This is a genomic window from Burkholderia sp. 22313 (assembly GCF_052045245.1).
In the GTDB taxonomy this organism is placed as follows: Bacteria; Pseudomonadota; Gammaproteobacteria; order Burkholderiales; family Burkholderiaceae; genus Burkholderia.
Genome location: NZ_JBQEON010000018.1, coordinates 105764 through 117860, shown reverse-complemented (window position 1 = coordinate 117860; position 12097 = coordinate 105764). Strand labels below are relative to the sequence as shown.

Here is a 12097-nt window from a genome sequence, read left to right as displayed (position 1 = left end):
TTGACGTGCGGACGCGGTGGCATGCGCTGCCGGTAGCGACTCGGCCACGCCACGCTGAAAAATTTGGCGGGGAATATTCACAAAATGCATGCGACCCGTTCTAAATCGGCTAACTGTCTGTTATAATTTTCTTCTTTCGGGGCGTAGCGCAGCCTGGTAGCGTACCTGCATGGGGTGCAGGTGGTCGGAGGTTCAAATCCTCTCGCCCCGACCAGGAAAATCAAGGACTTACGGTGAAAGCCGTAAGTCCTTTTCCATTTGGGGCGGATTTTGCCCCCACATTTGCCCCCACACGATGAGTGGTTCTCGCGGGAGCGGCGCGGAACTTCCACCGAGCTATGCGGCGTCCGGATCGGAATACCGGTTGTGGCGACTTCGCCCGACCTCGCACAACCACACAGCATTGCTGACCTCGCTGTGCCACCGGCGTAAAGCTGGTCACACGTCACTCCCGCCTTTCTGTCTCAATTGAAAGGCGACCGACCGGGTTGCCACGTTTATTGTGATCGCCGTCGGCGGTCGCATCTAAATGGATCCAGAAAATGAATTCGAAGCTCCGTTCCTCGAGGCGCTCGAACTGATTCTCAGCTGCGGCAAGCGTCAGCAGGCATTGAGCTTGCCAATCCAACCGACCACGAATCATTTCCACGAATTGTTCCATCCGCACTCCAGGAGGGCGCCGGCGCCGCAATGATCGTGTGCGAACTTCTGGATTAGCCCCGGTCGCCCTGAACAATTTTCGGTTTGCGCAGAGGGCGTCCGCGTTTTCCTCTAATGGGAGGAATCGCCTTGATCAACGCATCGCGTTGCGTGATGTCGTTGCAATTCGCGGCAGTCACGATGACCGCGAGCGGGATGCCTTGCGCGTCGACGATGAGGTGAGGCTTGCACCGGTCCGTCGGGTTCGGACCGGTTTTTTCCCGCCAGCATCGTGCGAACCGAAGAACGATCGACACTGGCATATCGGTAAAGCGCGGTGACGTGCTAGGTGCATCAACCCGGGTGAACGCTCGACACGCGCTCGGCGAGCTTTGCGTCGTAGCTCGAATGCACGTGCACACGCTTCTTGTCGGGGAACGCATACATGTATGCTTTGCGCAGCGCAAGCGCAGCCTCATGAAACCCGGATAAGATTAGCCGCTGCTTGTTCGGGTAGCCTGCGATGTCGCCTGCTGCGAATATGCCAGGTCGTGAGCTTTCATAGTACGACGTATCGACGGCGATCCGTCCAGCCTGAACAGCGATCCCCCAGTTGGCGATGGAGCCGAGAGCCGCGACGAGTCCGTACAGCACGAGCAATTGATCGGCATCGATGCGCACCGAGTCGTCGGTCTGACGAATCTCGATCGATTTCAGCATTCCCCCGGGTGCATTCAGTCCGGCAATCGTGCCAACCACGAAATCCATCTCGCCTGCCGCTACCGCTTGATGTAGTCGGGCGACGCTCGAGTCCGTCGCGCTGAAGCCGCTGCGCCGATGAACGAGCGTGACATGCCTCGCGGCCGAGCGCAGCGCGAGCGCCCAGTCGAGCGCGGAGTCGCCCCCACCCGCAACCACGACGCTTTTTCCGGTAAAGGCGTGCATATCGGAAATGCCGTAATGGACGCAACGCCCCTCGAGAAGCGCCGCCTCGTCGAGGGCCAGCCGCTGCGGCACGAATGCGCCGTTGCCTGCGGCAATCAGGATCGCGGCAGCGTCGAACAGACGCCCCTTGTCGGTGCTGGCAAGCCAGCGGCCGCCCTCGAGTGGTTCGAGCTTCTCGATGCGCTCGCCGAGATGCATCGGGGGATCGAATGGGCGGCATTGTTCGACGAGCCGATTGACGAGTTCTCGTGCGGTGCACGAAGGAATCGCAGGGATATCGTAGATCGGCTTGTCTGGGTAAAGCTCGATGCATTGGCCGCCCGGGCGGTCGATCCCATCGACAATCCGGCACGAGAGCCCAAGAACGCCCGCCTCGAACGCGGCGAACAGGCCCACCGGTCCTGCGCCGATGATTAGCACATCGGTTCGCAGAGGATTCGAGATCGGCAATGTTTCCGAAGATGTCATGCGTATTCCCCATCGATATCATGCCTGCCGCGTTTCCCATGCCGGGTGAGTGCAGCACTCGCAACGACTTCGTTGCGGCGCACCGACACGGCTGGATGGATTCACATACGAACGCGCAAGCATGGGCACGAGAACGGTGTGGTCTGTTTCTCGCCAACGTGGTGGCCACTTGGTTATATCATGATGTGACATAAATCATGTGTCTTGACCTGGAGCAAAACTCGCTCGATGCCATCTCGATAGGGTGAGAGCTGATGGCCCATGAAGTGATTCGATTGCAGCAGCTTGGGCGGGATGCGATCAACGCCTATTTGTGAATTGCCCGGGTTTGGGGCACAACGGCCATGGCTTGCGGTATCGACGTGTCCGACCGCCACAAACAATGACTGGAGCCCGCAGGTGCTCCAATTCTGCGCTCGGGATACGCGACCACGAGCGGCATCGGGGAGTTCTGTCAGGCACAACGCTCGCTCGATACGAGATTCGTTCCACAGAGGAGGAACATCGTGAGTGACACAAGAATCTTCGAAATTTTCCGCTACGATCCTGACCGCGATGCAAAGCCGTACATGCAAACGTTCGAGATCGAGATAACCACCAATGACCGGATGCTGCTGGATGTCCTTGTCCGGCTCAAGGCACAGGACGAAACGCTAAGCTTTCGGCGTTCGTGCCGTGAAGGCGTGTGCGGCTCGGATGCGATGAACATCAACCGCAAGAACGGGCTTGCCTGCATCACCAACCTCAACGACCTTCCTCGCCATACGGTCCTGCGGCCGCTGCCCGGGTTGCCGGTCGTTCGCGACCTGATCGTGGACATGACCGCGTTCTTCAAGCAGTACCACTCGATCAAGCCATACCTGATCAACGACACCCCCCCGCCCGAGCGGGAAAGGCGTCAGTCACCCGAGGAACGCGATCAGCTTGACGGTCTCTACGAGTGCATCTTGTGCGCGTGTTGTTCCAGCGCGTGCCCGTCGTACTGGTGGAATCCGGATAAATATGTCGGTCCTGCCGGGCTTCTGCAAGCCTATCGCTTTCTGGTCGATTCCCGCGACGAGGGCACGGGAGAGCGGCTTGACAATCTTGATGACCCGTACCGTCTTTTCCGGTGTCGGACGATATTGAACTGCACGGACGTCTGCCCCAAAGGGCTGAATCCGGCCAAGGCAATCTCCGAGATTCGGACCATGCTTGCGCGCCGGACGATCTGAGTGCCGCAAGTCGACGTAAGGAGGCCGCGATGGCAATGCCACGGGCAACACAGGGGGAATTGATCGACGTCCGTCGTGCGGTTCTCGCCAAGGGGGCATTACGCGCGCTCGCATCCGTACCGGCACCGCTTCATCGTTGCGTATCTGGAATTCAAGAGATGGTTGCGAACAGGTTCCACAACCCGGCAGGCGTGAGCGCGGGCTGTCCTTGGAACGCATTTCTGGCGGCGTGAGCAGCGACACGTTGGCCCTGATTGAGGACGTCGATGTCGCCCCGAACGTCTGTGTTTTTGCAGAGGGTGAATGATGGAAAACTCAATGTATCCGCAGCCTGGCGCGGAACTCGCCAGACGACGCAGGGAACTTGCCCCCGAATCGCTCGCGGCATTCAGGGCTTTCAGCAACAGCGTTTTCGCGGACGGCGCACTGCCGGTGAAGACGAAGCAATTGATCGCCGTGGCCGTCGCGCACGTGACGCAGTGTCCGTATTGCATACGCGGTCACACAAAGGAGGCCTTGAAGGCCGGGGCATCGGAGAACGAGATCATGGAAGCGATCTGGGTCGCGGCCGAGATGCGCGCGGGTGCAGCCTATGCGCATTCGGCCCTGGCGCTCGACGTGATGAAGGACGAGGCGCAGCATGGCGAGCATCATTGACAACCTGAGCGCCGAACACCGACGCTTGGACCGACTCGTGCGACTGCTCGAACGCCAATCGATGCTGCGCAATGCACCGGCGGCAGCGAACGCCGCACTGCTTGTGGATGCGCTCTATTACCTGACGCGGTTTCCCGACGTGAACCACCATGCGCTGAAGGACCGCATTGTCGGCAAGCTGCTCGAGAAGAAGGTGTTGCCCCACGAATTGGGAAGTGAACTGTCGGCGCAGCACGCAACGCTGGCCCGTCAGGGCCACGAGTTGATTCAGGATCTCGAATCGATGATACGCGATGAAAATATGTCCGGAGAGCTGCTGGAATTTCGTATCCGGCTGTATGCGGAGCGGCTGCGGCATAACATGGCGCTCGAGGAACTCACGATGTTTCCCGTCGCGACGCGTGATCTGGATTCCGACGACTGGTCCTCAATTCTGCAGGCAAGCCCACATCGGTCGGCAGACCCGCTTTTTCAAACGCCGGTACATGAACGCTTCGTACAATTGCACCGCGTGATTGCCAACGAAGCCAATTGCGGATGCCGGGAAGACGACCTGTAGAGAGCCCGAGATGTGAAGGCAGGTCAGTCGCCAACTGGACTGATCCCGCCTTCAACAAGCGATCTATGACGGATCTTCTGCCGAGTCGATAACGGTCGTCACAGTCGTCGTGACTGGCCGGGGTTCCGGGTGGACGGCAGGAGGATCGCTTGCCGGAAAGCTTTCCGCCCCAGCCTCGTCGATCAGCGCCTCGAGGTGATCGGCGCGCTGACCGGCCGCGCGCTCTGCTTCATAAGAAATTTGCATGATAGGCCTCAATGATGGTCGCGATTGGGATCGAGGTTTGACGAAGCATCTTTCGGTGCCCGGCTCGTCGTCTGACGAAGTCGGCCAACGAGATTCTCGCCCAATGGTGTCACGCGAGGTTTGCCCTGGCACTTGAGACACTTGTCGATCCATACCAGATGGTGGTTCAACAATGACAGCAGGTCGCGCCATTCGGTGCTGACCTGCTCGGAGCGATGAGCGACGAGCATGAGCGTGGCGATCTCATGCGGCGTCAACGCCGGAATATTCGCGATGCAAGGGAATGACGCACCACTTCCCGGTGCAGTGCGGGTTGAAGGTTGTGCTCCCGGAGCCGAATGGTCGTCAACGCGGTCAAGTCGCCGGGACACGGCACCTTCGACGTCAAAGGGGGTTTCCATCAATGTCCTCCAGGCCGACTTTCTGAAAAGCGAGTCTCGAGCGCGACCATTGCGTGGCTATCAGTGTCCCGTCGAATCTCGAATGGAGAAAAGCCAACGTCGGTCGCCAGACGCTGCAACCCGTCAATATCGAGAATGCGGAGATCCTTGCCATGCACGTCGATCAGCCGGCGCCGCTGCAATTTCGACAACATCCGGCTGACCGTCTCGAGCTTCAACCCTAGGTAGCTGCCAATTTCCTCGCGCGTCATCTTCAGCGTGAATGCTGCTGCGGAGTACCCGCGCGTCTGCCAGCGCCGCGACAGGTCGGCGAGAAAAGTGGCCACGCGCTCTTCGGCCGTCGTGGTGCCAAGCAGCATCATGAGGGCGGATTCGCGCACGATTTCGGCGCCCAGCATCTGGTGTACGTGACGCTGGATCGCGGTTACTTCCCGGCACAGCATCTCGAGCAGATCGAATGGCATGACGCACACCGAGCTGTCTTCCAACGCGATCGCCTCGCAGCTGTGACTTCCACGGGCAATGCCGTCGATGCCAAGCGTGTCGCCCACGATGCCAAAGCCTGTGACTTGTTCGCGCCCGTCGCGATGCATGACGACGGTCTTGAACGAACCGGCGCGGACCGCATAGATGCTCCTGAAGCTGTCACCTGGACGATACAGAGCATGCCCACGACGCACGGCGCGGATACACCGCACCGCATTGTCGAGTTGCTCCAGGGCTGAGGTGTCGATCGCACTGACGGTGCACAGTCCTGCCATCGCACAGTGCTTGCAGGCGGCGTCTGTCGATTGCCTTTCGTGGCCGCTGAAGCGCTCTGCAGTGCCGAACACGTCGAAGATATATTGCCGGGAGCGATCGGGAAGGACGTCCTCTGGATTTCGCATGATCGTTTTCTCCTGATCACTGGGGCGTAAGGGAGCGTCGGGTGACCATGGCAAGCACGCCGAACAGCGCGCCTCCCAGGTAGAACGGCCGGACGCCGAGTCTCAGGACGGGCAGTTCCGACGCCGGAGACTCGGACGACGACAGGTGCGGCAGATGCATTTTCACTTTCGGATTCCTGAACGGTGACTTGTACGGCCAGTCGGCCGCGACACGGCCACAGGCACCCGCTCGTGATGGGTAGCCAAATCCAGTGCAGATCCCGTTGCGGTGGGCGCTGCTATGGCCTCCTGCAATGTCATCGTGTCGAGTTCACGAAGAAAGGCATTCATTGCCCGATACAACCGGTGCCGGAGATTGCACGCTGGGAAGATCGCGCAGTCATGCGGGGCGGTTATGTCATGGCATCGAACGACAGTGAAATCCTTCTCGGCAAAACGCACGATCTCGCCGAGCGAGATGTGCTCGGGTGCGCGCACCAGGCGAGCGCCACCGGCCCGGCCACGTGTCGTCTCGATAAGCCCGGACAGGCTCAACTCGTGGACGATCTTCGTAAGATGATTGCGCGAGATCCGGTAGGCTTTCGCAATTTCGTCGATGGTTGCAACGCTACCGTCCGGATACCTCAAAGCGAGATACATCATTACCCGAAGCGAGTAGTCGGTGTAGACAGTCAGGTGCATGGCCGTTCCATCCCCCCAGGCAGCCCGGGCGGCCAAGATTCGCTCGCGCGGGCCAGTGGTCCTTACCTGGGAACAAATAACATGCATTCACAGTACATTATTAAATCCCTGTCCTCAACGAAGCTGATCTGGCTCGCGTCCGGGGTGGTGCGTCTCGTGTGGCTTCGGTTGCGCTGCTCATTTTGGCGATTGCTGGGCGGCATTCAGCCCTGTGATGCTTGATCCATCAGCCTCGCAGGCATTGTCGTGGTGAATCGGTAACGGGAGATCGCGCGTCTATGGGTGACGAAATTCGGCGCTATCGACGGACTCGTTCACCACCGTGCGGCGAAATGACTCGGGACGAGCTTGGGACGTGATCGTTTGCTCTTCTTCATCGGCATATCGACGGACTTTAACGCTCATCGTAAGCCTGGCACACGAAATCTCGGATAGGTCCTCGGTAGGACTTCTCAGTGTCACCTATGCATGAGCAATGCCGACATGTACCAGGTCTTTCGGAAAATTTATTGGATAACCATACGTCTCGTCGTTAATGCGCTTCGTGACGGGGCCGCGCATTACGACGTGCTGATCGTCACTCCTTTTCCGTGATGAGCTGGGCGACCGCGGTTGAATAGGGGCCGGTGCGATGACGGGACGCGGATTTCGGTGGTTCTCGATCCCGCGTCACGTGGAGCTTGCGATACCGGGCGCGTGTTCGGGTGGCGTCGCATGCGCGATCCGCCTGCAAGTGCATTCGCAGCGTTGCCTGTGTAGCGCGATGTCCGATAGGCGGGATGTCGTCGTGTCGACGGCAGCCATCGGGATTTCGCGCTTTATCGCGATTCCGCGACCTCGCCGCGCAAACGAGGATCGTCGGCGGCTTGGCGCCGACCCTTCGGTTTCGGAGTCGGAGCTTCGTTATCCGACGCCGTGCGGCTCGACTCTTCGCGTACGGTATGCGCCTCCTGTCGAAACCGAACAAGTCACCATGTCGAAAATATCGGCGGAAAGCGGCGTCCAGACGCTTCCTGATCTCGCATTGTCGACAACCGGCGCTGCAAAGATCATGAGAATGCCGGCGCGTCCCCGGACGAAGTCAGGTCATGGCTTCGAGGAATTGAAGTCAACGGGCGCGCAGGGCAAGCAACCTGCGATGGATCGCCCGAAGATGATGCGCACACCGCTTACGCGCGAGCGGCTGCATCGCCTGCGCCACGAACTGGGCAAGATCAGCCCGTCGCCGTCGACTATCGAACAGGCGCGGGCCGAAATCATCAAGGCGATGGCGCGCGCGAATCTCGCCGCGTGGCGCGTGCCTGGACTCACCGGCGAATCCGCCATCCATTACACGGACGGCTCGGTGCAGGTCAGTCTTATCGCACACGAGATCGTTTTCAATAGTACCGGTGCGTTCCAGATCGTCGACACCCATCCGCCCGGCATGCCGTACTTCGAAATGTGCGGGCGTGACGGCGCGGCTTTTGCATCGCCTTGCGGGGTGCGTGCGAAAGCATATCGTAATGTCGGGTCGCCACGAGACGAAGCCGCCGAACGCGGAAGCCTCGAGCGTCCGCGGCGCGCCTAGAATTTTTTGCGTCGTTCGCAACTTCTCTTGCCGGTGGCGACACTTACGGTCATCCACACAATCTGGCGGATTGCGATTCCGGCGATATGTCACCAGAACCGATACTTTCAGGCAACGTCTGTCATGCCGCGCGCAGCGTCGACGCGGAGGATGCCGCATTGCTGCAGCGCATCTCGGCGGCAGACAAGTCTGCGCTGGCCGCGCTCTATCGCGCGTATCACCGGCGGCTGGTCCGTTTTCTCGGTCGCTTCACCCGGCGCGACGACGTGATCGAAGAGGTCATCAACGACACTTTCATGGTCGTCTGGCAAAAAGCGGGCGAGTTTCGCGGCCAATCACGCGTGTCGACGTGGCTCATGGGCATTGCGTACCGCGTCACGTTGAAAGCGCTACGCCAGGGTGGCTTGCCGGCGGAACAGCAGCACGACTACGACGGGCCATGCGTCGAGCCGTTCGCCGAACACGAAACGATCGACTGGGTGACCAAGGGGCTGACCAGGCTGTCCCCGGAGCAACGCATCGTGATGGAGCTGGCCTATGTGATGGGCCACTCGCTCGAAGAGATTGCGGAGATAACCGAAAGCCCTGTCAGTACCGTGAAGGCCAGAATGTTTCATGCGCGGGTCAAGCTGCGCAATCTGCTGCCGGCGCTTGCCGGCGTTGATGGGAGCGCTCGATGAGCAATCCACCCGAGAGCGAACTCGTTCATCTGCATGTCTGGGAACTGTTGCCGTGGATCGTCAACGGCCGGGCGTCCGATGCCGAACGCAAGCTGGTCGACGCGCACGTGCGCGATTGCGAGCAATGCCAGGCCGAACTCGCGTCGCAGCGCAAGCTGTGCGCGGCGATGGCGTCGCGCGAGGCGGCCGGCCCCGACGTCGAACGCGGTCTCGATCATTTGTGGGAGCGTTTTGACGAAGCGGCGCAGCCGGCCCTTCGCACCGGCACCTCGTCGAAAGCACCCTGGCGCGGCCGCATGACGGCGATCGCGTGCGGTCTCGCGGCCGTCGCGCTGCTGGAGACGGGCGCGCTGGCGACGCTGGGCTTCAGNCGCGCCGGCAAACTACCGCACCCTGTCCGAGGCCGATGCGGGCGCCGCTCCCGCGACGATCCGGCTCGTCGCCGATCCCGCCATGCCCGTCGGCCGACTGCAGGCGCTACTGGTGCAGCTACACCTGCAGATCGTCGGCGGCCCGAGCGAAAACGGCGTCTACTCGCTGGCGCCGCTCACGCAGGTTGCTGCGGGCGACGTCGCAAAGCAGCTACGCGTATTGCGTGCCGCATCCGGCGTGCGCTTCGCGGAGCCGGTCGGGGAGGGCGCCAGCGGTCCCTGACAATTCCTTGTCGATTTTTTTGCGTTCGGGTTTATCGGTTAAGATCGGCGCAGCCCCGTCGTCGCGCTCGCGCGCCTCGGGCTCGCCGGATGGCTTGAATAATGCCATTGCTTTTCCATCCCACCCGGATTCCTGCACGACAAGATGGCGTCGAGGTTTGGTTCAATCGCGCTTTGCGCCGGCGCGGCGCGCCCGTCAGCGCGCCGCATCCGATGGTATGCGTCGTTCGCACTACTTGCCTCGTGGTCCATGGCTGCGCCGCGGCTCGCGCTGGCGGCGAGCGAAGACTGGCAATTCGAGGCGGGTATCGCTTCCGACAAGGTCACGCGTGGCATGGACATCAGCTATCACCAGCCGTCCGCGAGTTTCGCGGGGAACTGGTATCCCGGCAACGGTCTCTTTGCGGGCGCGTCGGCATCCACGATCAGATGGGGCGCGTCGCCGACCACGGGCGTGGAATTCGTCGCCAACGCCGGCTACGGCTGGCGCGTGTCGGGCGACTGGACCGCGCAAGCCATGCTGTCGCACTATCAATTCACCCGCGTGCCGTCGGCAGTCCGTTTCAATTACGACGAACTGGTGCTGACGGCGGGCTGGCGCGATTCGGTGTTCGCGTCAGTTGCGCTGTCGCCGAATACCGGGTTTGGCCCGTCGCCGAGCGCGCGCGCGATTTCCTACGATCTGGTGGGCCGCCTGCCGCTCGTCCACGGCTGGACCGCGACGGCGGGGATCGGCTACTACGATCTGCATTCAGTGATCGGCATCGGTTATGTATACGGCAACGTCGGGTTGACCTGGCAGTTCAATGCGTGGCAGTTCGATCTGTCGTATATCGCGACGAACAGCGAGGCGAAGACGACGCTTGGCCCGGGCGCGTCGAATCGGTGGATTGCCGATGCGATCTGGCATTTCTGAGTTGCGCGGCAACTTTTCTTGCGCGCACGCGCACCTACGGCTGTCCCAATGTTGAGTCGGATTGTCATGAAGCCCACGCAGCGCCGGCATTTCAATGAGCTCGCCAGTTCCGCTCCGGCGCGGCATGGCAACGACCGCGGCAAGGCACGCGCGGTCGGAGCGGGCCGACTGGTGCGCTGGCTCGCGCATCGGCTGCTGTTGGGCGCGGCCCTGGTCATGTCCGGATGCGCGCTCGTGCCCGCCACGCCGGACCCGGTTGCCGCCACCCAGCAGATGAAAGCGCGCCCCGAGCGGATGATCGTGCTGGCGGTCAGGAATCCGCCGGAAACGCTGATGCTGCGCGCGGGCACGACGGCGGGCGGCTATGGCGCGCCGGGCGGCTATTCGGCGGGCGGCAGCGCCCGGGCTCAGGTTGCCGCGATCGCGAAGCAATATGGATTGAGAGAGGTATCGGCATGGCCGATCCCGTCGCTGAAAGTGCATTGCGCGATGCTCGAAATCGCCGACGGCGCGCGCCGCAGCGAGGTGCTCGCGCGGCTCGCCGTCGATCCGCGCGTACGGCTCGCGCAACCGTTGCAGACTTTCGATCTGCTCGGCGACGCACCGCGCGACAGCGGTTACGCCGACCTGCAGCAGGGCTTTCGCGAAATCGGCGCGGACGCCGCGCAAAAAGTCGCGCGTGGCGATTCGGTGCGCGTGGCGGTGATCGACACGGGCGTTGATACGACCCATCCCGATTTGCACGGCCGCATTGTCGCGACGCGCAATTTCGTCGACCAGGACTGGAGGCAATTCAATCGCGATCTGCACGGCACGGCGGTGGCCGGCGTCATTGCAGCCGATCGCGCGGCCACGGCGGACGACAAGCCAGGCGGCATCGAAGGCGTCGCGCCGCATGCGAAGCTGATTGCGGTCAAGGCATGCTGGCAGCGGGACAATCACACCGGACACTCGGTCTGCAACTCGTTCACGCTGGCCGAGGCGGTGCAGGCGGCGCTCGAAGCGCATGCGCAGATCATCAACCTGAGTTTGGGCGGCCCCGCCGATCCGTTGTTGAAAGAACTGATCGAGCTGTCCGTGAAAAAAGGGGTGATCGTGGTCGGAGCAGTACTGCCGGATGGCGATCTGAAGGCATTTCCGGTCGGCGTGCCGGGCGTGATTGCGGTCGATTCGGCGCGCGCGGCAGGCAGCGCGCCATCCGTGGCGGGTTCTAACGTGGTTTATGCGCCTGGCCGCGACATTCTCACGCTCACGCCGGGTGGCCACTACGATTTCGTTTCGGGCTCGTCGTTCGCGACGGCGAATGTGACCGGCACGATCGCGTTGCTTCTCGGCTTGCAGCCGAACCTCGACGCGCATTCCATCCAGACGCTGCTCGACCAGACGAGCGGCCCGAGCCGGCAGCATGCGCGCGTGATCAATGCATGCCGTGCGATCACCGCGCTTCATCATCCGTGCGCCGACCGGGCGTTCTGACAGGCGAGTGCCGTTGCCGCTTTCGCTGCGGGACGATCGGGTTCGCATGGTCGGCCAGACCCCGCGCCGGTGTCGGCGCATGCTGTCTCCAGTCAAGCCGAAAGC

The 12097-nt window shown here is 61.6% G+C and carries 14 protein-coding genes, 1 tRNA gene and 1 pseudogene; 8 read left to right on the top strand and 8 right to left on the bottom strand.

Translation table 11 applies throughout. The features are described 5' to 3' along the window. Positions 1 to 137 precede the first annotated feature (137 nt). Positions 138 to 214 (top strand) — tRNA-Pro (locus ACTJKF_RS16880). 231 nt (positions 215 to 445) lie between these two features. Here the strand turns inward: ACTJKF_RS16880 and ACTJKF_RS16875 are convergent. The 3 genes and pseudogenes from ACTJKF_RS16875 to ACTJKF_RS16865 all read right to left on the bottom strand — a co-directional run bounded on the left by ACTJKF_RS16875 (position 446) and on the right by ACTJKF_RS16865 (position 2052). Next, entirely contained in the window at positions 446 to 661 is a 216-nt protein-coding gene (locus tag ACTJKF_RS16875) for a hypothetical protein (RefSeq protein ID WP_440624644.1), read from the bottom strand. Positions 662 to 716: 55 nt separating this feature from the next. Continuing rightward, positions 717 to 960, bottom strand: a pseudogene (locus ACTJKF_RS16870) (transposase); the annotation flags it as partial. Positions 961 to 993: 33 nt separating this feature from the next. Then, complete coding sequence (locus tag ACTJKF_RS16865; RefSeq protein WP_440624643.1) at positions 994 to 2052, bottom strand: NAD(P)/FAD-dependent oxidoreductase; 1059 nt, start codon at positions 2050 to 2052, stop codon at positions 994 to 996. Between the two features lie 506 nt (positions 2053 to 2558). Here ACTJKF_RS16865 and ACTJKF_RS16860 point away from each other — a divergent pair. The 3 genes from ACTJKF_RS16860 (at position 2559) to ACTJKF_RS16850 (ending at position 4482) form a co-directional block, all read left to right on the top strand. Continuing rightward, a complete protein-coding gene (locus ACTJKF_RS16860; RefSeq protein ID WP_440624642.1) occupies positions 2559 to 3266 on the top strand; it encodes a succinate dehydrogenase iron-sulfur subunit in 708 nt (235 codons plus the stop codon). A 318-nt stretch (positions 3267 to 3584) separates the two neighbouring features. Beyond that, on the top strand, positions 3585 to 3923 hold the full coding sequence (locus ACTJKF_RS16855) for a carboxymuconolactone decarboxylase family protein (protein ID WP_440624641.1): 339 nt from the start codon (positions 3585 to 3587) through the stop codon (positions 3921 to 3923). Beyond that, on the top strand, positions 3907 to 4482 hold the full coding sequence (locus ACTJKF_RS16850; RefSeq protein ID WP_440624640.1) for a hemerythrin domain-containing protein: 576 nt from the start codon (positions 3907 to 3909) through the stop codon (positions 4480 to 4482). Before ACTJKF_RS16855 ends, ACTJKF_RS16850 begins: the two co-directional genes overlap by 17 nt. Positions 4483 to 4545: 63 nt before the next feature. Here ACTJKF_RS16850 and ACTJKF_RS16845 read toward each other — a convergent pair whose 3' ends face one another. The 4 genes from ACTJKF_RS16845 to ACTJKF_RS16830 all read right to left on the bottom strand — a co-directional run bounded on the left by ACTJKF_RS16845 (position 4546) and on the right by ACTJKF_RS16830 (position 6697). Continuing rightward, a complete protein-coding gene (locus ACTJKF_RS16845; protein ID WP_440624639.1) occupies positions 4546 to 4728 on the bottom strand; it encodes a hypothetical protein in 183 nt (60 codons plus the stop codon). 8 nt (positions 4729 to 4736) lie between these two features. Then, positions 4737 to 5129: a hypothetical protein gene (locus ACTJKF_RS16840; RefSeq protein WP_440624638.1), complete on the bottom strand. Its 393-nt coding sequence runs from the start codon at positions 5127 to 5129 to the stop codon at positions 4737 to 4739. Then, positions 5129 to 6016, bottom strand: coding sequence for a helix-turn-helix domain-containing protein (locus ACTJKF_RS16835; RefSeq protein ID WP_440624637.1), 888 nt, complete (start codon positions 6014 to 6016; stop codon positions 5129 to 5131). The genes ACTJKF_RS16840 and ACTJKF_RS16835 overlap by 1 nt, the downstream gene beginning before the upstream one ends. A gap of 162 nt (positions 6017 to 6178) precedes the next feature. Then, entirely contained in the window at positions 6179 to 6697 is a 519-nt protein-coding gene (locus ACTJKF_RS16830) for an RrF2 family transcriptional regulator (protein WP_440624636.1), read from the bottom strand. Positions 6698 to 7484: 787 nt separating this feature from the next. Here ACTJKF_RS16830 and ACTJKF_RS16825 point away from each other — a divergent pair. Together ACTJKF_RS16825 and ACTJKF_RS16820 are read left to right on the top strand one after the other, a co-directional pair. Continuing rightward, positions 7485 to 8267: a hypothetical protein gene (locus tag ACTJKF_RS16825; protein ID WP_440624635.1), complete on the top strand. Its 783-nt coding sequence runs from the start codon at positions 7485 to 7487 to the stop codon at positions 8265 to 8267. An 86-nt stretch (positions 8268 to 8353) separates the two neighbouring features. Continuing rightward, on the top strand, positions 8354 to 8947 hold the full coding sequence (locus ACTJKF_RS16820; RefSeq protein WP_440624634.1) for an RNA polymerase sigma factor: 594 nt from the start codon (positions 8354 to 8356) through the stop codon (positions 8945 to 8947). A 582-nt stretch (positions 8948 to 9529) separates the two neighbouring features. Here ACTJKF_RS16820 and ACTJKF_RS16815 read toward each other — a convergent pair. After that, positions 9530 to 9709 carry a hypothetical protein gene (locus ACTJKF_RS16815; protein ID WP_440624633.1) on the bottom strand — a complete coding sequence of 60 codons (180 nt, stop codon included), beginning with the start codon at positions 9707 to 9709 and terminating at the stop codon, positions 9530 to 9532. A 36-nt stretch (positions 9710 to 9745) separates the two neighbouring features. Here ACTJKF_RS16815 and ACTJKF_RS16810 point away from each other — a divergent pair, with 36 nt between their 5' ends. Then, positions 9746 to 10516 carry a TorF family putative porin gene (locus tag ACTJKF_RS16810; RefSeq protein ID WP_440624632.1) on the top strand — a complete coding sequence of 257 codons (771 nt, stop codon included), beginning with the start codon at positions 9746 to 9748 and terminating at the stop codon, positions 10514 to 10516. Positions 10517 to 10582: 66 nt separating this feature from the next. Continuing rightward, entirely contained in the window at positions 10583 to 11992 is a 1410-nt protein-coding gene (locus tag ACTJKF_RS16805) for a S8 family peptidase (protein WP_440624631.1), read from the top strand. Positions 11993 to 12097: the final 105 nt, after the last annotated feature.